The organism is Bradyrhizobium sp. 31Argb (genome assembly GCF_043638955.1).
Classification (GTDB): Bacteria; Pseudomonadota; Alphaproteobacteria; order Rhizobiales; family Xanthobacteraceae; genus Bradyrhizobium.
On sequence record NZ_JBEGDB010000005.1, the window covers coordinates 16,431 to 38,846 of the forward strand.

A 22,416-nucleotide genomic window follows, 5' to 3' on the forward strand; every position below is an offset into this window, starting at 1 on the left:
ACAAATACAGCTCTCACCGTGTTCGCGGAGGAAGCCCCTCACCCCGCCCCTCTCCCCGCAAGAGCGGGGAGAGGGAGAAGTCCGACGTCGCAATAGAGCGACTTCAACTTGTTCAGGAACGGCGCTTCGTTCTTGTGCAGGGTTCCAGCGACGGGATCGGCGCCTGCCAGCATCGTGTCGGTGGCGGCAAGCGAGAACTCCATCACGAAACGCATGCGGTCCTTGCGCAGGGCTTCGAACTCGGTGAGCCAGCTTGCGACATCACGGCTTCCGGCGTTGTAGCGCTGCGTGATCAGCGCGGCCGCATTGGCGGCATCCTCCAGCGCCTGGGTCGCGCCCTGCCCCAATGTCGGCACCATGCCGTGGGCGGAATCGCCGAGATAGAGCACGCTGCAATCGGCGGCACGGTAGAGCACTTCGTGCTCCTGCATCCGCGCCCAATGGGTGTCGGCGACGTTGTTGCAGACGGTGTCGATCAGCCAGCGCGCCTGGTCGCTAAGCGGCGCGGCGCGCGGCGTGTAGGCGGCGCGCAGGACCTCGGGCGTCTTCTGGCTTTCGGAGATCTGCGCCTCGGGATCGATCGGGAAAGTGCCGGCGACATAGATGTGGTCCGGCGGCACGCGGAACGACAACAGACGGTTCGGTCCATTGAACCATTGTTCGTAGTCGTCGATCAGGCCGCGCGAAGTGTCCGGCACCAGCACGCGGAAGATGGCCACTCCCGTCGGCATGATGCGCGGCTCGCCGGAGATCACGCGGCGCACCTCGGAGTAGCGGCCATCGCCGGCAATCAAGAGATCGATGTTGTCGAGCCGATGCGTTGTGCCATCCTGCGTCCAACTGACAAAAGTCTTGCGTGGATCGACGCTGTCACGGCCGACCTCGACGATCTCGCAGCCATAGGAGACCGTGTCCCCTGCGGCCTCGCGCAGCACGCGGTAAAGCTCCGACCAGCGGATGCGCCAGCCCGGTCCGTCCGCGACCTCCTGCAGCGGCAGGTCGAACAGCACGGTGCCGTCGGTGAGCGAGATCCGCCAATTTTTCCAGAGAAAGCCCGCCGCGGTGATGCGCTCGGCCAGTTCCGGATCGATCAGCTTCATCGCTTTGACGGCGTTCGGCCCGACATTGAGCCCGGTGCCGGCTTCGGAATGATCGTCGCGCGAGACCCGCTCGAGGCAGGTTACCTCCACGCCGTCCAATGGCGCGAGCCTGCGCGCCATCACGCATCCCGCGACGCCTGCGCCGATGATGACAATGCGCATCAGGCCAAACCTTCCTCTTGCGAAGCGATGACGGCAATCAGGCCGCCGCCATCAGGGCCCTGATGCTCGGCGCCGCCGGAGACGAAGATCCTGCCGTCGCCGATCACGCCGGCAACGAGGCCGGCGACCGCGCCGCGGATGTGGCGCTGGGCGTTGATATCGGTGTCGTCGAGCATGGTGTGCCTGTTGCCGCGAATTCTTCCGCGCCGGTCGGGCTCGCATTTGACCAGCACGGTCGCGATCCGCGCGGCGTCGGTAGCCGAGACTTGCGGATTGGCCGCGATGCCGAGATCGGCGAGCACATCGACGACCGCACCGATGTCGAGCGCGTCCGCCATCGGACGGTGCGAAATCTGCAGCGGGCCAGTCCAGCGCGGGCTGTTGCCGAGCACGACGACCTCGTTGCTTTCCACTTCAACGCCGGAGGAAATGCTGGCGCGCGGTGACTGGATCGAGAAGTCGCTGAGCAGCGACGCGTCGGTGAAGGCGGATAGCGCCAGTTCGTCGAGCGCAACGGCCACGCCGAATGCGCCGGCGGCACGGGCAAAAGCCATCGACTTGTTAGGATCGTTGGTGAGCGGGGTCTTGCCGGCCGCGAGCGCGGCGGCAGCGCGGGCGACCGTCACGCAGGGGCACTTCACCTGCACGAAGTGGACGTCCTGCAATCGCTCGATCCCGGCATTGGCAATCGCGGTGCGCACGGCGTTGGCGACGCTATCGACATGGGCGCGGCGGCCGACTTCCTCCGCCGGGACCGGATCGCTGAACGCGGTGCCGATCGCGAGCGACGATCCAGCCTCTGGCGCCGGTTCGGTCTCGCTGATGCAGAACACGCTGTAATGCGGGCTCATCACGCCTTCGGTGCCGCCCGAGAGCACGCAGGGGATTTCACGGATCAACTGCGCCGCCGGCTTGTCCAGATACTTCGACAGCAGCAGCATCAAGGTCTGGGTGAAGTAGCCGCGGGTGAAATCGTTGACGCCGCCATTGCCCTCGGTCTTGCCGATGATCGCGACGATATCGGCGGCGCGGACCGTGCCGCCGGCGATCAGGCGATCGAGCTCGGACAGATCGCCGGGATGCGCCATCGAAAGCCGGAAAATCCGCGCCGTCCTCATGGCTCGCTCGCCTTGATCAGCTCAAAAATCCGACTCGGGCTCAAGGGAATCTCCAGAAGTTCAACGTTCTTTTCCTTGAGCTGCAGCGCGTCCTCGATCGCCTGCGCGAACAGCGGGCCAACGGGAATCGCGCCCGCTTCGCCGGCACCCTTGATGCCCATCGGGTTGAGCGGCGACGGCGTTACGGTGTGGCCGAGCTTCATGCGCGGCACCTCAAGCGCGGTCGGCAACAGATAGTCGGCGAGCGAGGCGTTCAGGAGCTGGCCCTGGTCGTCGAACACCAGCTTTTCGTAGAAGGCGTTGCCGATGCCCTGCGCGACGCCGCCATGGATCTGCCCTTCAAGGATCGGCGGGTTGATCACCGTGCCGCAATCGTGGACGACGACGTATTTGAGAATCTTGAGGTCGAACGTATCAGGGTCAACCTCGACGATCATGGCATGCACGCCATTGGCGGTCGCGCCGCTCGGCGGCCCGAAATATTGCGTCGATTCCAATCCCGGTTCGGTGCCTGGCTTCACCGCGCCGCGCATCGGATTGGCACGCCGCGCGAGTTCGCCGAGGCTCAAGAATTTTTCGGGAATGCCGACGATCGAGATCTTGCCGTCGGCAAGCACCAGATCCTCTTCGGCGCATTCGAAGGCGTCGCTGGCGAGCTTCAGCGCCTTCTGCCGTACCGCGCGGGAGGCTTCGTTGACTGCATTGCCCGCCACCACCGCGCCGCGGCTCGCAAACGTGCCGGCACCCCAATAGAACTGGTCGGTGTCGCCGGTGACGATGTCGACATCGGTGACGTCGACGCCGAGCTGATCGGCGACGATCTGGGCAAAGCTCGTGAAATGCCCCTGCCCCTGCGTGCCGATGCCGGTCGCGACGCTGACCTTGCCGTTGGCCTGCACCTGCACTCTCGCGCCCTCATAGGGTCCGATGCCGGTGCCTTCGACATAGCAGGCGATGCCGATGCCGACGTGACGGCCCTGCGCGCGCAGCTTCTCTTGCTCCTGCTTGAACTCGGCATAGCCGATCACCTGCAGCGCCTGGTCGAGCACCGGCTCGTAATTGCCGCTGTCATATTCGAGCTGGGAAAAGTCCTGGTAGATAATCCCGTTCTTGTACGGGAACGCATCGGCCGGGATGAGGTTGCGCCGCCGGATCTCGGCGGGATCAATGTTCAGCTCATGCGCGGCGAGATCGAGCAATCGCTCCATCACGAACACGCCATGCTGCCGACCGGCGCCGCGATAGGGCGTCACGATCGGCAGATTGGTGAAAACGGCGGTGAAGGTGGAGTCGTAGGACGGCACCACGTAGGGACCAAGCAGAGTGCATTGGCTGTTGATCGGCACTGTCAATCCGTAAGGATCATAGGCGCCGCCGTCGTGCAGGAACACGTCCTTGACGCCGAGGATGCGGCCGTCGCGCGTAACCGCGATCTCGGCATCGTGGATCTGACCACGCTCATGCGTGGTGGCAAAGAAATGCTCCAGCCGATCCTCGATCCATTTCACCGGACGGTTGAGCCGCATCGAGATCCAGGGCAGCGCCACCTCTTCCGGGTAGAACATCATGATCTTCGGCCCGAAGCCGCCGCCGACGAAGGGCGCGATCACCCGCACCTGCCGCTCGCCGAGGCCGAGCACGGCGGCGAGACCGTTGCGCACGAACACCGGCGCCTGGGTCGTGTCCCAGATCGTCATGTGCTGGCTGCGCGCCTCCCAATGCGCGACGACGCCGCGCGTCTCGATGGTCGAGGCGATGCCGTGCTCGTAGGCAAGGCGGCGCTTGATGACCAGATGCGCCTTGGCGGCGGCGGCGCGATAGTCGCCCTTGCTCTGATGCACATGCGCGGAGACGTTGGAGCCGAGGTCGTCATGCACCAGGACCGAGCCGGGGCGCAGCGCGGTTTCAAGATCGATCACCGCCGGCAGCGGCTCAAGATCGACCTCAATATCGTCGAGCGCATCCTCGGCGATGTAGCGGCTTTCGGCCACGACGACGGCCAAGGGCTCGCCGACATGCCGGACCTTATCCTTGGCGAGCGGCACTTGCGTGCGCTGGTTGAAGACGCTTCCCGGGATCGGCGGCGGTGGCACCAACAATGGACCGGGCTGCCAGTAGGCGCCGTAATCGTCGGCAGTGTAGATCGCCACAACGCCCGGGCGCTGCAGCGCCCGGGAAACATCGATGCGCTTGATGCGCGCGTGCGCGGCATGGCTGCGCAGGAACGCCACATGCAGCATGTCCGGCAGCTCGACATCGTCGACAAATAGCGCCTGCCCGGTGAGGAGCTTGCGATCTTCATTGCGCTTGACGGGGGCGCCGAAGAACCGTGTCGTCATGGCGCGGCCGCTCGCATCGCCTGCGCCGCGGCCATCATGGCATCGACGATGTGCTGATAGCCGGTGCAACGGCAAAGATTGCCTGACAGCGCCTCGCGCACCTGCTCTTCCGACGGTGACGGGTTCTGCTTCAGGAACGCCGTCATGGTCATCAGGATGCCCGGCGTGCAATAGCCGCATTGCAGGCCGTGATGCTCGTGCATCGCCTTCTGCACCGGGCGGAGTTCGCCGCTGTCAGAGGCGAGGCCTTCGATGGTCGAAAGCTCGTGTCCATTGGCCTGCACTGCCAGCATAAGGCAGGAGCGGATCGGCGCGCCATCGAGCAAGATCGTGCAGGCGCCGCAGACGCCATGCTCGCAGCCGACATGGGTGCCTGCCAGCAACAGATCGTGGCGCAGGAAATCGCTCAGCAGCATCCGCGACTCGACGCTGCGCCGATAAGCGGTTCCGTTGACGGAGACGCTGATCTCGTGGCGGTCAGGCTGCATTTGCCGCCCGCTGAAAGGCCGTACGGATCGCGCGCTGCGCCAGCACACCGGCGAGATGCCGCTGATAGTCGGCGCTGGCGTGGACATTGCCGGCAGGCTCGATCGCTGCCTGAATGGCAGCAGCGGCAGCCTTGATCGGCCCATCGGCGCAGGCCTGACCGATCAGGGGCGCGGCAACCTCGCTGGCATCGACCGGTGTCTCGCCGACGCCGCACAACGCGAGCCGGACCTTGCTGCAGCGGCCTTCCGTGTCCAGCGTTACAATGGTAGCCAAACCGGCGATGGCAAAATCGCCGCGACGCCGCGCCACTTCCATGAAGCAGGCGCCGCTGCGCGGCGGCAGCGCGGGAAACTCGACATCGACCAGCATCTCGTCGGCGGCGAGGTCGGTGGTGAGCGATCCCTGGAAGAATTCGGATGCTGCAAGCATCCGCTCGCCGCCGGCCGATTTCAGCCGCATCTGCGCCTCCATCGCGACCGCGAGTGCGGGAAGCTCGGAAGCTGGATCGGCATGCGAGAGGTTGCCGCCGATGGTGCCGCGGTTGCGGATCTGCGGATGCGCGATGTGTGGCAGCGCGTCGGCGAATAGCGGACAGGAGCTGAGGAACTCGCTATCCCGCTCGAGCGCGCAATAGCGCGTTAGCGCGCCGACACGAATGGTTGAACCGTGAGCGATGCCGGCCAGCTCATCCAGACCATTGATATCGATCACGACCGCCGGCCGCGCCAGGCGAAAATTCATCGCTGGGACCAGGCTCTGGCCGCCGGCCAGGAATCTCGCCTCGTCGCCATGTTCGGCCTTGAGCGAGAGCGCGTGATCCAGCGATGAAGCGGCGATGTATTTGAAGGGAGCAGGCTTCATAAAGGCTCGTTCGACGAACGCATCCGCATCGGCTCGAAACAGGAGATAAGACTATCTGTAATCTAACAATGCCAGTCAAAACTCGGCGAGCCCAAAGGCGCCCAGAACTGCATGTAAATGCAGCTAATCCCTGCTCATTCTTCTCACCCGTGCATAAACATTGGGCGGCACAGAAAGTTGATGTGCAGAGCGATTATGCGTCCTCCTTGTGGAGTCAGCATTCGTGACGCTGTATCCGCGTCATTGCGAGCGTAAGCGAAGCAATCCATTTCACCGCTTGTGGAGGCATGGATTGCTTCGCTCCGCTCGCAATGACGGGTGGCACCGGTCACGTTCCGCCGGCGAGCATCTTCACCAGCCGATAAAGATATTCCTCGCCTTCGTAGAATGATTTCACGAGAATCCGTTCATCCTTGCCGTGGGCGCGGATGTCGGTGATATCGGCAGCAAGGCCGGAATGACCGTAGGTCGGGATGCCCGCGTTGCGCAGATAGCTGCCGTCGGTGGCCCCGGTGCTCATGGTCGGGATCACCGCCGCCGTCGGCCAGAATTCGTGCGACAGTTTATCGATCGCGCCCATGATCTCCTCGTGCAGGGCTGACGGCGCGCTCAACACGGCCTGGCCCATTTGCGTGACCTTGATCTGATCGTCGTCGAGCACACGCTCCAGCGTCGCCTTGACACCGTCGACCGGTTCGCCCGGCATGATGCGGCAGTTCACCTTGGCGGTCGCAAGCTGCGGCAGCGCGTTCACGGCATGGCCAGCCTCGAGCATCGTCGCGACGCAGGTGGTGCGGAGCTGGGCGTTATAGGCAGGATTGGCCGCAAGCCGGACAAACGACATCGCGGCCGGGTCGGGCTTGTCGGAGAGCACCGCGCGGATGTCGGAAGCCGTCTGCTCACTCTCGAACTGTGCCGTGCGCTCGAAATAGGCCCGGGTGGTCTCGTTCAAATTGATCGGGAAACTGAACTTCGACAGTCGAACCAGCCCTTCGGCGAGGCGATAGATCGCATTGTCCTTGACTGGCACCGAACTGTGGCCGCCCCTGTTCTTGACCTCGAGCAGGTAGCTCAGTGAGACCTTTTCGGAGGTCTGCACGCTGTTACGGATCGGCTTGCCGTCCTTCAGACCGACACCGCCGCCTTCGTTGAGCGCGAATTCGGCATCGATCAGGTCATGCTTGTTCTTCAACAGCCATTGGATGCCGAGGCCGTTGCTATCAAGGATCTCCTCATCCGTCTCCAGCGCCAGGATGATGTCGCGGTCGGGCTTGTAACCCTCCTTCTTGTACCGGATGAGGTTGGTGACGAAGGCCGCAGCCATGTATTTGTCGTCACCGCTGCCGCGGGCATAGAAATAGCCGTCCTGCTCGGTCAGCTTGAACGGATCGAACGACCAGTCCTCGCGATTGGCCGGGACCACGTCGATATGGGCGAGCAGGAGGATCGGCTTGCGCGCGCCGCTGCCGCGCAGCCGTGCCACCAGATTGCCCTTGCGCGGCGCCGGCGAGAAGACCTGCACGTCGCCGTCCGCGAAGCCGGCAGCCCGCAACCGGGCCGCCATCGCCTCCGCCGCCTTGGCGGTGTCGCCGGTCGCGGTGACGGTGTTGATCTCGATCAGCTCCTGGTAGACGTCGCGCGCGAACTGCCGATCCGGGCTCAGCCCTTCCGCGGCGACTGTGGGGGCTCCCAGCAGAGCCGCAGCGAGCACGGTCGACAGCAGGATTGAAAGCCTTGGTCTGACGTTTCCAACCATCTTGGGTCTCCGATTCCACCCGCCCCAGTTGCGAGACATTCAGACAGGGACGCAGAGGTTTTGCAAGATGGCAAAGCCTGGTGCCGGCGACGGCTTATCCGGAGCCGACTGTCAAGCATTCCACCGCTCCTTCGCTACAAATTGATGAAGCGGCTCGATGCAGCAACAGGCATTCGCTGTATCGCGTGACGGATTTGCAAATCACTCCTGCGAAACACGTCCTTAGAGAGATTCAATTCCAGCGCTGTTCTTTCCGTTCGCGGCGGCTGCTAAAGGCACCGCGCTAATCTCGCGTCCTGGAAGTGAATCGAAGTGAACGTCAGTGCTGTTGGCCGTCTCGTCGGAGACAATCGAAACCGAGCCGGCGGCAGCCGCGCGCATTTTTTCATCGGCACCGTCGCCTTGCTGGCTGGTTGCTCCTCTTCGATCACGATCGCGCGGGCGCAATCGAGCATGACCTTGCCATCCGTGACGGTCGAATCGCCGGCGCAGAAGCGCAAGCCGGCGCGCCCGGCGGTCCCTTCCACGCGGCGGACTCAAGCAGCGACGGCGCCGCAACGAAATCGAAATGTTACGCCTGCGGAGCCTACGCCATCGGAGCGCGCTGCCGCGGCGGCGGCGGCGCTGTATCCAGCCAAGCTGGGCTATCGCGCGATGCCCAGTTCGACCACGCTGCGCACCGGCGCTTCGCCGCTCGACACCTCGCAAGTCGTCAACGTCGTGCCCGAGCAGGTGCTGAAGGATCAATTGCCGCGCAATATCGACGACGCCCTCGTCAATGTCAGCGGCATCACCCAGACCAATACGCTCGCGGGCACCCAGGACGCCGTCATCAGGCGCGGATTCGGCGATAATCGCGATGGTTCGATCATGCGCAACGGCATGCCGCTGGTCCAGGGCCGCAGCTTCAACCCCGCCGTCGAAAGCGTCGAGGTGCTGAAAGGACCTGCATCACTTCTGTACGGCATCATGGATCCCGGCGGCATCGTCAACACGATCAGCAAGCGCCCGGAACTCTATCAGCACGGATCGATCACCGTGCTCGGCTCGACCTACGGCAACAGCAAGAACGGCGCCGATGCGACCTTCGATATCACCGGCCCGATCGGCCAAGGCGGTCTCGCCTATCGCTTCATCGGCTATGGCGTCAACGAGGACTACTGGCGCAATTTCGGGCGTCACCGCGAAACGCTGCTTGCGCCGTCGCTGGCGTGGTACGGCGACACGACCACGGTCCAACTCAGCTACGAGCATCGCGATTTCATCTACCCGTTCGATCGCGGCACGGCATTCGATCCCATCACCAAGGCGCCACTGCCTATTCCGGCAACGCGCCGGCTCGACGAGCCCTTCAACAATATGTGGGGGACATCCGACCTGGTGCAGGGCTCGGTCGAGCAGCGGCTGAACGAGGACTGGAAGCTCTACGCCGGCTACAGCTATAACACCGAGACGTTCAGCGCCAACCAGCTCCGCATCACCGGCGTCAATGCCTTGACCGGCATCGAGACGCGCAGCAATGACGGCACGCAGGGTTCGCTCAGCAATGTGAGCTACGGAACGTCCTACCTGCAGGGCGGCTTCTGGATCGGCGGCATGCGCAACGATGTGCTGTTCGGCGGCGACGGCCAGTATCGCACGATCTATCGCAAGAACCTGATCCGGCAGGCGACTCCCTCGTTCAATTTCTATGATCCGGTCTATGGGCTGGTCTTCCCGGGCACGACGGTCTCCCCTGGCGACAGCGACCAGACCGACAAGCTTGGCCAATACTCCCTGTTCTTCCAGGACACGCTGCATGTGACGGATCGGGTCGCGGTGGTCGCCGGCGTGCGCTACATGGATTTCGACCAACTGGCGGGGCGCGGACGCCCGTTCAAGACCAACACTGATCTGTCCGGAGACAAGGTGCTCCCGCTCGGCGGCGCCATCCTCAAGCTCACCGACGAGCTGTCCCTTTACGCAAGCTACACGCAATCGCTGAAGCCGACCTCGACCATCGCGCCGCTCACCGGCGGCGTGGTGATCGGCTCCAATATCGCGCCCGAAGAGGGCGTCTCGTGGGAGACCGGCGCCAAGTTCGATTTCAACCACCGGCTCTCGGGAACCGTGGCGTTCTACGATATCGAGAAGAAGAACGTGCTGGTATCGCAGCTCAACAGCGCCACGGGAATCGTCGAATTTCGCACCGCCGGCAAGGTCCGCTCGCGCGGCATCGAGATCGACGTCACCGGAAGGCTGACCGACAATTGGAGCATGATCGGGAGCTATGGCTACACCGACGCGCGGGTGATCGAAGATCCGACGCTGGCCGGCATGGCGCTGCAGAATGTCGCCCTGAACACGGCCTCGCTTTACCTGGTCTACGATTTCGGCACCGCCCTTCCGGGCCGGCTCCGGCTGGGCGGTGGAGCGCATTATGTCGGCGACCGGCCGGGCGATGCGGCGAACACCTTCGTCCTGCCGTCCTATGTCGTCGCGGACGTTTTCGCGAGCTATGAGACCAAATACGACAACCTGCCGGTCATCTACCAACTGAACGTCAAGAACCTGTTCGACACCGTCTACTATCCCTCGGCCGTGAGCAATCTGGCCGTCGCTCTTGGCGACGCACGGCGCGTCTCGCTCTCGGCGACGGTGAAGTTCTAGGCATGAGCATGCCGCGGATAGCCACCGGGTTGCTGGTCGCGCTGGCCTCCGTCTTCGTTGCCGGCATGGCGGCAAGCCGCGCCGATGAGATTACCCTTTACTCGACCAGAGAGATAAATCTGATCGAGCCGGTGATATCGGCTTTCACGAAAAACAGCGGCATCAAGGTCAATCCTGTCTTTGTTGAAGACAGCCTGGTCAAGCGCCTGACATCGGAAGGTAACGCGTCGCCAGCGGACGTGCTGATCACGATCGGACTGGACAAGACCACCCAGCTCTCAAACCAGGGTTTGACGCAGGCCTCGGCATCGCCGCTCCTTGAGCGAGCCGCGCCGCCGAACCTGCGTGGCCGGTCTTCGCAATGGATCACCCTCTCCATCCGGCCACGCGTCGTGATGGCGCGCGGGGACAGCCCGCTCGCTGCAATCGACTATGAGGACCTCGCCGATCCGAAATGGCGCGGCAAACTATGCATGCGCTCGCCACTGCACCAGAACAACATTGCGCTGATCGCTGCCTACCTCGTTCATCACGGAGAAGGACCGACAGAGGCCTGGCTCAGGGGTCTGAAAGACAACCTCGTCCACAAACCGGCCGGCAAGGACAATGATGTGATCCGCGAGATCGCGCAGGGAACGTGCGAGATCGGCATTGCCAATACCGTGGCACTGGCGCAATTGCGGGACGGACGGGAAGGCGGCGACTGGCGCGAATGGGCCCGAACCGTCAAGGCCGTCCCGACGACGTTCAAGGGCGGCGGCAGCCATGTCAACCTGACGGGCGCTGCCATTGCGAAGCATGCGGCCCACACGGCCGCCGCGCTGAAATTCATCGAGTTCCTTGTGACGCCGGCGGCACAACGAATCTATGCCGCAGCCGAACTGGAATATCCCGTGCTCGCCTCGGCAGACCGCGATCCGATCCTCGCGGAAATCGGATCGTTCAGAGCCGATGCGGTGCTGATCGATCAGATCGCCGCGCATCAGCAGACTGCGGTTGCCCTGGTCAAGAAAGTCGGCTTCGACGAGTGAGCGCCCTCGCCGAAAGCGCAGCGACCGCCGGATCGGAAGGCGAAAACAAAATTGTCATATACTCCGCGAAGATGACATTATTCTTCGCGGCAAGTGTTGTGGAGCGTGCTCAATGGCGCGTCGGCACACAACATAGAACTATTACAAACTGTGCAAGCCTCGCTTGGGTGGCGGGACGAATATCTTTTCGGTATCGTTCCGATAACGCTGTTGAGTGGGCGGTGATCACCAGGCCTCGCCGATTTCGACGCTGATCCCGCGACCTGTTCCTTCCAATTTATGAGCAAATACCCGATCAAGGCCGCCCTGTTGCAGGTCCACTCCGTCATTGGCCTTGCGCTGTCGCTGGTGCTGGCCGTGGTCGGGATAACAGGCGCGATCATGAGTTTCGAGGACGAAATCCAGGCCAGCCTGAATGCTGACATCATGCGGGTCGAGGCTCGCGCGGTTCCGACGCTGACGCCGGACCAGTTGATCGCGCGACTGCAGGCCAATCCCGACTTTGGCAAAGTGGCGTCCGTGACGATGGCCAGTGACCCGTCCGCAGCGGTGCGGATCCGGTTTGCCCGCAGCGCCGACGGCTCCCGGCCTTCCTCGATCTATGTCGATCCCTATGATGGGCGCGCGCTCGGCTCGCCGCGCGGCGAGGAGTTTTTCGCCACCGTCCGCAAGCTGCATCGCTGGCTGCTGTTGCCCGGCGATGCCAAGGGCTATGGCCGGCCGATCACCGGCGTGGCTGCCATCGGCCTGATCGCAATGCTGATCTCCGGAATCGTGCTGCGATGGCCTCATCGCGCCCGCAGCGTGAAGATGTGGCTGAAGCCGAATCTGACGTTGCGCGGTCGCGGCTTCCATAGGTCGCTCCACGCCGTCGCTGGAACCTGGGTGCTGCCGATCTACCTCGTGATGGTGCTCACCGGCCTGTGGTATTCGTTCGACTGGTACAAGAACGGCGCCACCTGGCTGCTGTCGCGTCCTTCAACGGCTGCCGCACCGATGAAGACGAAGCCGGCGCGAGACGTCAGCGCATCCGAGACCAAGCCGCTTACGCTCGATCGCGTATGGTCGACATTCCTGCACGAACAAGGCAGCCGCTACGCGACGGCCCTATTGGCGCCGCCTGATGCGGGCACCGTCGTGCGGGTCCGGTCCTGGGCGCGCGACGCGTCGCATCCGGGCGCGCGCGACGAGTTCCGCATCGATGCCGTCACCGGCCGGCTGGTGTCGTCAGAAATCTACGCGGACAAGCCCGTCGGCGAGCGGATGCTGTCGAGCGTGCTCGATATTCACCGCGGCAGCATCTTTGGCTGGCCGGGCAAGCTGCTGTTCATGGTCGCAGCAGCCCTGATGCCGCTCTTGGTGGTCACCGGCTTTCTGCTGTACCTTTCGCGGCGAAGACATCGGCGCCTCTCGCGGCCGCCGCTCGGGAGCCTTGTTCCGGGCGAGTGAATCGCACAGCCGTGAATTATTTCGCGTCCTTTGCCGCGACCACCTCGATCTCGACCAGGAAGCCGGGATTGGCAAGCGAGGCGACGCCGACCACCGAGCGCGCCGGCAGATTCGGCTGGCTGCCGCCGAAGAACTGGGTATAGCCTTCCATGAACGCCTTGAAATCCATCGGCGCGTTCGGGCTGTGCACCAGAAACACCTGCATCTTGATGACGTCGCCCATGCCGAGGCCGAGCCCTTCAAGGATGCCCTTGATCCGGTTGAGCACGCCGACGGTCTGAGTCTTGGTGTCGCCATAGGCCTCGCGGCTCGATCGGCGTCCTTATTGATCACCGGCGGCACCTGACCGCTGACATAATAGATCGTGGCGTTGCCGGTGACCTGCACCGATTGCGCGATCGGAAAATTCGAATTCGGAATTGGATGCCTGACGATCTCGGCCTGCGCGGGCACGCAAGCCATCGCCGAGAGCATGACAATCAACGGCATCGTGAGAAATTTCATGTGCTCCCCCATTTAACAGTGCTTCAGCGGCGCGCTTCTGCGACTTCCCTGGCCGTCACCGCGTCCGTGTAGCTGTTGTCGAAATGCGTTCTGAGATAATTCACGACCGCGGCGACTTGACCATCGGTCATCATGTCGCGAAGGCCGGCATGCCGCGCCGGCCGTTGACGACGAGATGAACGGCATAGCTAGAGGTCGCAAGATTCCGGTTGGCGATCAGCGAAGGATAGGCCCCGGCGCCGGCAGCGCCCGAGGCATCGGGCATGTGGCAGCCCTGGCAGACATTGGCGAACAGTTCCTCGCCGGTCATTTCGACGAAGCGGTAGCCCGAACTGAACGTGGGGCGCGTGGCGGTGTTGTCCTGCGCGAAGTCCGCGGCCGCAGGGAGGAACGCGAGCAGTACGGCGCCTGCCCCTGGCGCAACGAAATGGGCTCTCATCGGCCTCATGTTTTCATCACCCGCTCGTGCAGTCGCGCGATGGCGTCGAGCGAAGACAGGATCGCCCCCTCCTGCCAGGACGGCAGATCGGATGCGTGTTCGCCGGCCAGCACGATCCGCCCGTCGATCTGGCACAGATTCTTGTAGTGTTTCGCCCTGCCCTCGTCGGTCCATTCACCGCTGCAGCCGAGGGTGAAGGGCACGCGGTGCCAGGCGACCGCAACGCCGTTCTCGAACTCCTGCTTGTATTGCGGATGGATCATGGAACCGAATTCGACGGCGCTTGCGATCCGTTCCGCCGGCGTCATCGCGGTGAACTCATAGGCATTCGCACCCTCGAACAGATAGGCGCCGAGCAGCACGCCGCGGCCGGCGCGATTGAAGCCTGCATTGGGGTAGGCGATCTGCCGGATCGGCAGGTCGGTATAGCTGATGCCGCCATAGATCGCCTCGTCCTCCTCCCAGAAGCGGCGCTTGAACTGCAGGCCGATCTTGACCGCGCCGGCATAGGCAACGGCGTCGATCGCGGCCTCCATGCGGCTACCGACGTCGATCGGGATCTGGCTCAGGATCGACAGCGGGATCGTGCAGATGCACCAATCCGCTTTTGCGTGCAGCACCGTCGAGGGACTTGTCGTGTCGACATAGCTCACCGTGACGCCGCGGTCGTTCTGCTGGATCTGCGTCACCTTGGCGTTATAGCGAATGAGGTCGCCGACCTCCTTGGCAAAGGCCTTGCCGATCATGTCCATGCCGCCGACCGGCTGGAACATCGTGGTCTGGAAATTGTAGCGCGCAAAACTCTGCAAGTAGCGCCAGACCCGTGATCGCAAGAGCTCCGACAAGGTGACGGGATCGCTCGGCAACGGCGCGGAACTTAAGCCCCCGCCGGGCTCGCGCGCATAGCCGCGGAACTCGGCCGAGACGAGATTGGCATTGTATCTGTAGTCGGAATCGAGCGCGCCCCAGGAGCGCAGCGCCTGCAGCAGGATTTCCTGGTCTTCCTTGGACACCGCTTCGTCGAGCTTGCCCTGCTGAGTCACTTTCGCGAGCAGTTCGGAAACCTGGCCCTGGAAATCCGCCTTGATCGCGCGGATCTTCTGCGGTGTACCTCCGAACGCACGCGAGGCGTGCAGATAGGCGTTGTGGTTCAACTGAATGAAGGATTCGAGCGCAACCCCGAGCCGCCTGCAATAGTCAAGCAATGCACGATGGTGGTAGGGAATCCGCCACGGGCCTGGGTTGATGTAGAGACCGTGATCGAATTCGCAGGTCTGCTTGTAGCCGCCGAGTTCGACGAACGTGTCGCCGCCGCGCAGCGTCCAGTTGCGGCCGCCTGCCCTGTTGTTGAACTCGAGGATCTGGACCTTGTAGCCCGCCTTGCGCAGCTCCAGCGCCGCCGTCATGCCGGCAAGTCCCGCGCCGAGGATCAGGACGGATGCGCCCTTCGGGTCGCCCTCGAGCCTCACCGGCCCCTTGTAGTTCGACTCCGAGGCAAAGCCGAGGCTGGTCATCGCGTGATACATCGCCGCGCTGCCGGCCATCGCGCCGATCAACGAGAAAAGATCACGCCGCCTGATGACTGCCGCTTCGCTTTGCATTGACGTCCCAGCCGGAGCAAGATCTGGAGCAGCAAAGGAAACGATTGGCTCATCACCTGTCAAGGAAGCGGCTTGGTTGAACGCGCGCCAACACGCGCTTTTGATGCGTGCTGGATGTGATGATGCTGCGAGATCGAGAGGCGAATTCCGCTGCACCTCGCCCCGAGTGCGGGGAGAGGTCGAAATTCAAGCTCCGCTTGAATTTCGGGTGAGGGGGAGCCTCCGCGAACCCATCTGCCACTGTGTTCGCGGATAGAGCCCCTCATCCCGACCTTCTCCCCGTAAGAACGGGGAGAAGGAGAAGAACTCAGATCACCTTTTCGATGTGAACGCAGCGGCAATCCATCTCGTAGTCGAGACCGACCACCGGCGGGCGGTTGAAATGCCAGGTCAGGCCATTCCTGAACACGCCGCGGCGGCCGAGCTCGCTTTCCAGGATCGAATAGACGTCCTGCACGGTGTAAAGCTGCACGCCGGTCGTTTGTTTCCAGGTGCCGCCGAACGCGCTCATGCGACGTTCCATCTCATCCAGCACCCATTTTGCCTTGGCAAGCATACCCGCCGGGCTGACGTCGCCGGGACTGATGATGTGATCCCGATAGTTCGCCTTGCCTTCGGCCGACTCGCCGCTGCCGGCGATCACGAAAGACGGCGCCGCCTGCGGCGCCGGCACCGCGTAGGAGAAAGCGTGGAAGCAGGGCTCGGCCGGCGGACCGATCTTCGGACAGACATTGCTGCGCGCCACCGGATTGACGCCGTCCTTCATTATGCCCCATTCGATCAGGGTCTTGATGTAGATGTCGTTGAAGGCGCGAAAGCCCTCTTCGGTGAACGGCGCGGGCGAGCGCAATTCGCAGGCGCCGAACGCCGTCAGCGGACGGCCGGCATTGTTGAGGATTTCGGCAATCCGCGCAAAGCCTGCCTTCAGCGGCACCGGATCGGCAAAACGGACGCGTTCGATGGTGAAACCCGGCAACGCGCCGATACCGCAGGAATACTGGCTGACGCCCGGCATGAAGCGATAACCGCCGTCTTGAACCTCGATGGTCGTAATCATGATACCTCTTTGCAACGTAAAGGGGTTAGGAAAGCCCGGGTTCGGTCATTCGTGGAGAACGCCGAGATAGGCATCGCGGACGATCGGATCGGCGAGCAGTTCGCTTCCCGAGCCACTCCGCACGATACGGCCCATGTCCATGACAAAGGCGCGGTGGCAGAGATCGAGCGCGATGGTGACGTCCTGCTCCACCAGCAGGATCGACGTGCCGCCAGCGTTGAGTTCGCGCAGCGCCGCCACGAGCTGCTCGACCAGCAAGGGCGAAAGTCCGAGCGAGAGCTCGTCGATCATCAACAGCAGCGGCGCGCTCATCAGGCCGCGGCCGATCGCGCACATCTGCTGCTCGCCGCCTGACAGGGTCGCCGCCGCTTGCCGCCGCCGCTCGCGCAGCTTCGGGAACGTGGCATAGACCTGCTCGAGGTCGCGATTGATCTCGGCGCGACCAGCGTCGCGCAAATATGCGCCCATCAGGAGGTTCTCCTCGACGCTCATGGCGCCGAACAGCCGCCGTCCCTCCGGCACATGCACGATGCCGTGCGCGAGGATCCCGGCGGCGGTGTCGCCGGTGAGATCGCGGCCTTCCGAGAAATAATTGCCCGCGGTGGTCGGGATCAGGCCCGACAGCGCCCGCATCAGCGTGGTCTTGCCAGCACCATTGGAGCCGATCAATGCGGTGATCTCGCCGTGGCGGACGTCGAGATCGATGCCCCACAGCACCTGGATCTCGCCATAGCCGGCGCACAGCCCCTTCAGTTCGAGGATCAGGGAGTTAGCCACGGGCGACATTCCGTTTGGCATATTGCTGGCCGAGATAGGCCTCGACCACCGCGGGATTCTCGATCACCTCGCGCGGCGCGCCATCGGCGATCAGCGCGCCGTTGTGCAGTACCGCGATGCGGGTGCAGACATTGAGCACGACCTTCATCAGATGCTCGATCATCACGATGGTGATGCCGCTGGCGGCAAGCTCATGGATCAGCTCGGTCGCGCGCTCGACCTCGGCACTGTTGAGGCCGGCATTGACCTCGTCGAGGAACAGCAATTTTGGTTTCATCGCGAGGGCCTTCGCAAGCTCCAGCCGCTTGCGCATCGCGAGCGTCAACGTAGCGGCAGGGTGATTGGCCTGCAGCTCGAGACCGACATAGACCAGATGAGCCATTGCCTGCTCGCGCGCCATCTTCAGGCTTTGGCCCGGCTGCGAGAACAGCGCGGCTGCGGCGACATTGTCCAGCGCGGTAAATTCGGCAAAGGGCTGAACGATCTGGAAGGTACGTGACAGGCCGAGCCGCGCCGCCTGATAGGTCTTAATGCGTGTGATGTCCTTGCCATCGAAAGTGATCTTGCCGGAATTGGCCGGCGTGACGCCGCAGATGGTGTTGACCAGCGTGGTCTTGCCGGCGCCGTTTGGTCCTATGAGGCCGAGCACCTCGCCCGTGTTGACGGTGAGCGTGACATCGCGCAGGGCCTGCAGGCCGCTGAAATGCCGGGATACGTTTTCGAGGCGAAGGATCTCAGACATGCTTGACCCGTCGCCAGAGGTTGGCCGGCCGCAACGAGATCAGGCCATGCGGCAGGAACAGGAGCAAGAGGACGATGATCAGCCCGAGCACGCCGGTGTGGATTTGAATGTAGTTGCGCCAGACCACCTCCTCGAGCCCGAGATAAAGGAACGCACCGCAGGCAACGCCGAGCGGCGAGCCGAGCCCGCCCATCAGCGCCATCACGATCGGCTTCACCGAATAGAGAATATCGAAGACATCGGACGGGTCGATATAGTGCACCCAGGCGGCATAGATGCCACCGGCCGCGCTGACGAAACAGGCCGACAGGCCGAAGGCGATGCTCTTATAGAGAGTGGTGTTGAGGCCGACCATGCTGGAGGCGGTCTCGTTCTGGCGGATGCAGGCGAGCCCGAAGCCGAGCTTCGAGCCGGCGACGGCCATCACCATCAGCACGGTGAGCAGCAGCAGGATCCACATCGCGTAGAAGAAGAACATCGCTTCGGCGAGCACGCCGGAGCCGGAACCCAGGGGGATGTTGAGTCCCATGCCGCCACCGGTGAGATCGGTGGCATTGTTGACGAGTTCGCGCAGCACCTCGACCAGCGAGAGGCTTGCGATCGCAAAGTAATGTCCGCGCAGGCGCAGGAGAGCCGCGCCCAGTACAGCCGCGATCAGCAAGGCGGTGACCGCCGCGATGACGACGCAGAGCCAGAGCGGCAATCCCTTGTTGAGCAGCACGCCCGCGGTGTAGGCGCCGAAGCCGAAGAAGGCCGCGGTCGCAAACGAGGGATAGCCGGCGAAGCCGCCGACCACATTCCACGACAGCGCCATGATCGCATACATGCAGGCGATGGTGCCGAGCCGCAGCGCATAGGCGCCGCCGAACAGCGGCAGCGATGCAACGACCGCGAGCAGGACAAGCAGCGCGATATTCGGCTTCGTCATTCGAAACCCTTCCGGCCAAGCAGCCCCTGCGGGCGCAGGATCAGGAAGACGATGAGCAGGATGAAGGACAGCGTCGTCGCGTGCGCCGGGCCGAAGAAGGTCGAGCCGATCCCTTCGACCAGCGCCAGCAGCAGGCCGCCCGCGAGCGCGCCCGAGACGCTCCCGAGACCGCCGAGCACGCAGACCACGAAGGCCTTTCCGAGATAGCCCGACGAGGCAATGGCGAGATCGGGAAGATCAGCGCCATCAGCACGCCGGCGCAGCCGGCAAGCGCAGCGCCGAGGCCGAACGCGATCGCGTAGATCGACTTGACGTCGACGCCCATCAGCACGGCCGCGTCGCGGTCCAGCCGCACCGCGACGATGGCGCGCCCGACGCGCGAGCGCCGCAGCAGGAGATAGAGCAATCCGGTCAGGGCCAGCGCGGAAACCGTCGCGATGAGACGGTCGACCGGCACCACCACGTCGAAGATCGAGACCGATCCCAGCGACGGCGTCAGCGTCAGCTTGCGGTAATCGGCCTTGAAGAAATAGATCATCGCGTTGTTCAGGATCAGGTCGAGTCCGAACGTCATCGTCAGCGTCACCAGGACGGGCGCCGTGATCACGCGGTTGAGCAATAGTCGCTGCAGGAGGTAGCCGAGCACGAAGAACAGCGGCGCGGCGACCGCGATCGAATACCAGGGCGAGATGTGCAGCGCGTTGTAGAGCCCGAAGGCGAGATAGGCGCCGAGCACGATGAAGGAGCCGTGGATCAGGTTGATGACGTTGAGCACGCCCCAGACCAGCGAGAAGCCGATCGCGATGCAGGCATAGAGGCAGCCGAGGACCACCGCGTTCACCAGGATCTGGGCTGCGTGCATGTGTGATGCCTAGCCGCGCTTATTGCCGTGCGTCATTGCGAGGAGCGCAGCGACGAAGCAATCCATTCTTTCTGGCGGCCTCGCTCTGCTCGCAATGACGGTTGGTCATCAGTTGACGCCAACCTTGAGATCGCCCTGTTTGATCGCTTCCGGGAACAACACCACGGGCTTGGCGCCCTGGATCTGGAAGACCGGCGGATCGAGCGAGTTGATCTGGCCGTTGGCACCGAACCTGACGGGGCCGAAGAAGGTCACCACGTCGAGCTTGGCGAGCTCATCGCGCACCTTGTCGCGATCGAGCGAGCCGGCCTTTTCGATCGCCATCTGGAACAGCGCGCCGCAGGCCGCGGAAGCCTGGCCGTAGTCCGGCTCGCTCTTGTACTTGGCCTTGAACAGCTTCACGAAATTCTCGGTCGAGCCGAAGATGTCCTTGCCCTCATACCGCTCGGCCGGATGCCACCAGGAGGCGCTGGTGATGTTCTCGGCGGTCTTGCCGCCGGACTCGATGAATTCCTGATAGGCCGGACCGGCGATCATCGTGACAATCGGCGCCTTCATCTCCTGGTCGACCATCTGCTTGCGGATCAGGAGCAGGTCGTTGATGTAGCCGGTGACGAATATCCATTGCGGCGCGAGCGACTTGATTTGCGACAGCGTCGCCGAGTGATCGAGTGTGCCGATCGCATATTTCTCGAAATAGACGAGGTCAAAGCCGTTGGCCTTGGCCGACTTCTCCATTTCCTGCGCGATCGCGAGCGGGAACAAATCGTTGCGCGCGAGGATCGCGATCTTCTTCACCTCGGGCACCTTGGCCTTGATGATCTGGGTCAGCGGCGTCGTCAGCGTGTCGTTCGGCGTGAAGGTGCCGAACAGATATTTGTAGCCCTGGTCATAGACCTGGACGGAGGACGCGGTCGCCGCCAGCGTCGGCACCTTGTACTTCTCGGACACGGTGCTCGCCGCCTTGGCCGCGCCGGAACCGAAGGCGCCGAACATGAAGTTGACGTTGTCCTGGCTGATCATCTGCTCGGTCGCCTGCACCGCGCGCGGCGTGTTCGACTGATAGTCGGCGTAGACAATCTCGACCTTGTATTTCTTGCCGCCGACGGAAATGCCGCCGGCCTTGTTCGCCTCCTCGGCCCAGAGGTCATAACCCTGCTGCTGCTTGATCGCTTCGGGCGCGAGCGGGCCGGTGATCGGCAGCGGCGCGCCGAAACGGATGACGTCCTCGGCCGACGCGTTAGAAGTCTGCGCGCTGCAGAGAACCGCTGCCGCCCATAGCGGGGCTGCAAGACGCGCGTAACGAGCGACCCAAGACTTATTCATGGAATACTTCTCCATGGCGGCCAGAGACTGAAACATAAAAATCATGGCAAATCCCGCATTCGAATAAAAGCATTGAAATTAGAGGTCTGAGGTCGAATAATTCGACCCCTGGTCAGCGCCTGCCGCCTTGTTGGGCAGGCCGCGAGGGGAGGACGAAAGCCGCATGATCGAGTCAGCCGCCATCCGATATTTCCGCGAGGTCACCGAATGCGGCTCGATCAAGCAGGCGGCGGCTTCGCTGCGGATCGCGCCGAGCGCGATCAGCCGGCAGATGCAGGCGATCGAGGAGGAGCTTTCGGCAAAACTGTTCGAGCGCGGCCCGCGCGGGATGCAGCTCACCGGCGCCGGTAACCTGCTCTACCGCTACGCGGTCGAGAACCGCAATCAGCTCGACGGCATCCGCGTCAAGGTGCAGGAGTTCGATAGTTCGCGGCGTGGGCAGGTCAGGATCGCCACCGTTGAGGGCATGCTGATGAGCTTTCTGTCGAATTTCGCCGTCGACCTTGCCGGCGACTATCCGGGCATCTCGATCTCGATGACGATGGTGGGCTCGCGCGACGTGGCCGAGAGAGTCGGCCACAACGATGTCGACCTCGGCTTCGTGTTCGGCCGCGCGCCGCGCAGCGATCTGATCGAGCTCGGGCGGATGCGGCAGTCGCTGTGCCTGATCGTCTCGCCGCGCCACCCGCTGGCGAACAAGGCGAGCTGCACGGTGAAGGAACTCGCAGGGCTACGCGTCGTGGTCCCCGATCCGTCCTTCGGCATCCGCCAGGAAGTCGATCGTGCCTGCGCGCAAGCGAAGGTCAGGCTCGAGGTCTGCACCGAGACCAACTCGCTCGCCTTCGCACAAAGGCTTGCCGCCCGCACCGATCTCGCCACCTTCCTGCCGCGCGTCGCCGCAGTGTCGGCGCTGGAGGCCGGCCTGCTCGTCGCCGTGCCGCTACGCGACAAGCGGCTGGAAGCAACGCAGGTCACCATGGTCCGGCTGGCGAGCCGAAACCTGTCGCCGTCCTGCCGGCTGGTGGCCGACCTCCTGATCGGCCGGATGCGGGAAGAGCAGGACTGAGGTCAGCTCGATTGCGTCCGGGACAGGTGCTGCGCTCCCTCTCCCGCTTGCGGGGGAGGGCCAGGGTGGGGGTTTCTCCGCGATTCACACTGTCCGATCGTGTGGAGAGAGCCCCACCCGACGCTGACGCCATAGCCGAAGCTCCGCTTCGGCGTTCTGA

At 63.5% G+C, this 22,416-nt stretch carries 18 protein-coding genes and 1 pseudogene; 4 read left to right on the forward strand and 15 right to left on the reverse strand.

Annotated features, from left to right (window positions below; genetic code table 11):
- Positions 1 to 38 precede the first annotated feature (38 nt).
- From AAFX91_RS01745 to AAFX91_RS01770, 6 genes are all read right to left on the reverse strand, one after another.
- A complete protein-coding gene (locus AAFX91_RS01745; protein WP_394565369.1) occupies positions 39 to 1,262 on the reverse strand; it encodes an FAD-dependent monooxygenase in 1,224 nt (407 codons plus the stop codon).
- Positions 1,262 to 2,380, reverse strand: coding sequence for a ring-opening amidohydrolase (locus AAFX91_RS01750; protein WP_394565370.1), 1,119 nt, complete (start codon positions 2,378 to 2,380; stop codon positions 1,262 to 1,264). Before AAFX91_RS01750 ends, AAFX91_RS01745 begins: the two co-directional genes overlap by 1 nt.
- Complete coding sequence (locus AAFX91_RS01755; protein ID WP_394565371.1) at positions 2,377 to 4,719, reverse strand: molybdopterin cofactor-binding domain-containing protein; 2,343 nt, start codon at positions 4,717 to 4,719, stop codon at positions 2,377 to 2,379. Before AAFX91_RS01755 ends, AAFX91_RS01750 begins: the two co-directional genes overlap by 4 nt.
- Positions 4,716 to 5,207 carry a (2Fe-2S)-binding protein gene (locus tag AAFX91_RS01760; protein WP_130580484.1) on the reverse strand — a complete coding sequence of 164 codons (492 nt, stop codon included), beginning with the start codon at positions 5,205 to 5,207 and terminating at the stop codon, positions 4,716 to 4,718. The genes AAFX91_RS01755 and AAFX91_RS01760 overlap by 4 nt, the downstream gene beginning before the upstream one ends.
- Positions 5,197 to 6,069 carry a xanthine dehydrogenase family protein subunit M gene (locus tag AAFX91_RS01765; protein WP_130580485.1) on the reverse strand — a complete coding sequence of 291 codons (873 nt, stop codon included), beginning with the start codon at positions 6,067 to 6,069 and terminating at the stop codon, positions 5,197 to 5,199. The genes AAFX91_RS01760 and AAFX91_RS01765 overlap by 11 nt, the downstream gene beginning before the upstream one ends.
- A gap of 328 nt (positions 6,070 to 6,397) precedes the next feature.
- Complete coding sequence (locus AAFX91_RS01770; protein WP_130580486.1) at positions 6,398 to 7,825, reverse strand: M20/M25/M40 family metallo-hydrolase; 1,428 nt, start codon at positions 7,823 to 7,825, stop codon at positions 6,398 to 6,400.
- A 453-nt stretch (positions 7,826 to 8,278) separates the two neighbouring features.
- Between AAFX91_RS01770 and AAFX91_RS01775 the strand changes: the two genes are divergently transcribed.
- From AAFX91_RS01775 to AAFX91_RS01785, 3 genes are all read left to right on the forward strand, one after another.
- Complete coding sequence (locus tag AAFX91_RS01775) at positions 8,279 to 10,474, forward strand: TonB-dependent siderophore receptor (RefSeq protein WP_282529226.1); 2,196 nt, start codon at positions 8,279 to 8,281, stop codon at positions 10,472 to 10,474.
- Positions 10,475 to 10,476: 2 nt separating this feature from the next.
- The gene (locus tag AAFX91_RS01780; RefSeq protein ID WP_130580488.1) at positions 10,477 to 11,505 is read left to right on the forward strand and encodes an extracellular solute-binding protein; all 1,029 of its coding nucleotides are present in this window, start codon (positions 10,477 to 10,479) and stop codon (positions 11,503 to 11,505) included.
- Positions 11,506 to 11,784: 279 nt separating this feature from the next.
- A complete protein-coding gene (locus AAFX91_RS01785; RefSeq protein ID WP_394565372.1) occupies positions 11,785 to 12,954 on the forward strand; it encodes a PepSY-associated TM helix domain-containing protein in 1,170 nt (389 codons plus the stop codon).
- A 16-nt stretch (positions 12,955 to 12,970) separates the two neighbouring features.
- On the opposite strand, the gene AAFX91_RS01790 is transcribed toward AAFX91_RS01785, so the two are convergent.
- The 9 genes and pseudogenes from AAFX91_RS01790 to AAFX91_RS01830 all read right to left on the reverse strand — a co-directional run bounded on the left by AAFX91_RS01790 (position 12,971) and on the right by AAFX91_RS01830 (position 21,190).
- Positions 12,971 to 13,222, reverse strand: a complete 252-nt coding sequence (locus tag AAFX91_RS01790; RefSeq protein ID WP_394565373.1) for a Rid family hydrolase — start codon at positions 13,220 to 13,222, stop codon at positions 12,971 to 12,973.
- A gap of 366 nt (positions 13,223 to 13,588) precedes the next feature.
- A complete protein-coding gene (locus AAFX91_RS01795) occupies positions 13,589 to 13,906 on the reverse strand; it encodes a c-type cytochrome (RefSeq protein ID WP_394565374.1) in 318 nt (105 codons plus the stop codon).
- Complete coding sequence (locus AAFX91_RS01800; protein ID WP_394565375.1) at positions 13,903 to 15,498, reverse strand: NAD(P)/FAD-dependent oxidoreductase; 1,596 nt, start codon at positions 15,496 to 15,498, stop codon at positions 13,903 to 13,905. Before AAFX91_RS01800 ends, AAFX91_RS01795 begins: the two co-directional genes overlap by 4 nt.
- A gap of 307 nt (positions 15,499 to 15,805) precedes the next feature.
- The gene (locus AAFX91_RS01805; RefSeq protein ID WP_130580061.1) at positions 15,806 to 16,555 is read right to left on the reverse strand and encodes a hypothetical protein; all 750 of its coding nucleotides are present in this window, start codon (positions 16,553 to 16,555) and stop codon (positions 15,806 to 15,808) included.
- A 45-nt stretch (positions 16,556 to 16,600) separates the two neighbouring features.
- A complete protein-coding gene (locus tag AAFX91_RS01810) occupies positions 16,601 to 17,332 on the reverse strand; it encodes an ABC transporter ATP-binding protein (RefSeq protein WP_394565376.1) in 732 nt (243 codons plus the stop codon).
- A complete protein-coding gene (locus AAFX91_RS01815) occupies positions 17,325 to 18,074 on the reverse strand; it encodes an ABC transporter ATP-binding protein (RefSeq protein WP_394565377.1) in 750 nt (249 codons plus the stop codon). Before AAFX91_RS01815 ends, AAFX91_RS01810 begins: the two co-directional genes overlap by 8 nt.
- Positions 18,067 to 19,002, reverse strand: a complete 936-nt coding sequence (locus AAFX91_RS01820) for a branched-chain amino acid ABC transporter permease (protein ID WP_394565378.1) — start codon at positions 19,000 to 19,002, stop codon at positions 18,067 to 18,069. The genes AAFX91_RS01815 and AAFX91_RS01820 overlap by 8 nt, the downstream gene beginning before the upstream one ends.
- Positions 18,999 to 19,864, reverse strand: a pseudogene (locus AAFX91_RS01825) (branched-chain amino acid ABC transporter permease). The gene AAFX91_RS01820 and the pseudogene AAFX91_RS01825 overlap by 4 nt, the downstream one beginning before the upstream one ends.
- Before the next feature lie 108 nt (positions 19,865 to 19,972).
- Positions 19,973 to 21,190: an amino acid ABC transporter substrate-binding protein gene (locus AAFX91_RS01830; protein ID WP_394565379.1), complete on the reverse strand. Its 1,218-nt coding sequence runs from the start codon at positions 21,188 to 21,190 to the stop codon at positions 19,973 to 19,975.
- A gap of 163 nt (positions 21,191 to 21,353) precedes the next feature.
- Between AAFX91_RS01830 and AAFX91_RS01835 the strand changes: the two genes are divergently transcribed.
- Entirely contained in the window at positions 21,354 to 22,256 is a 903-nt protein-coding gene (locus AAFX91_RS01835) for a LysR family transcriptional regulator (RefSeq protein ID WP_130580067.1), read from the forward strand.
- The last annotated feature ends 160 nt before the right edge of the window (positions 22,257 to 22,416 follow it).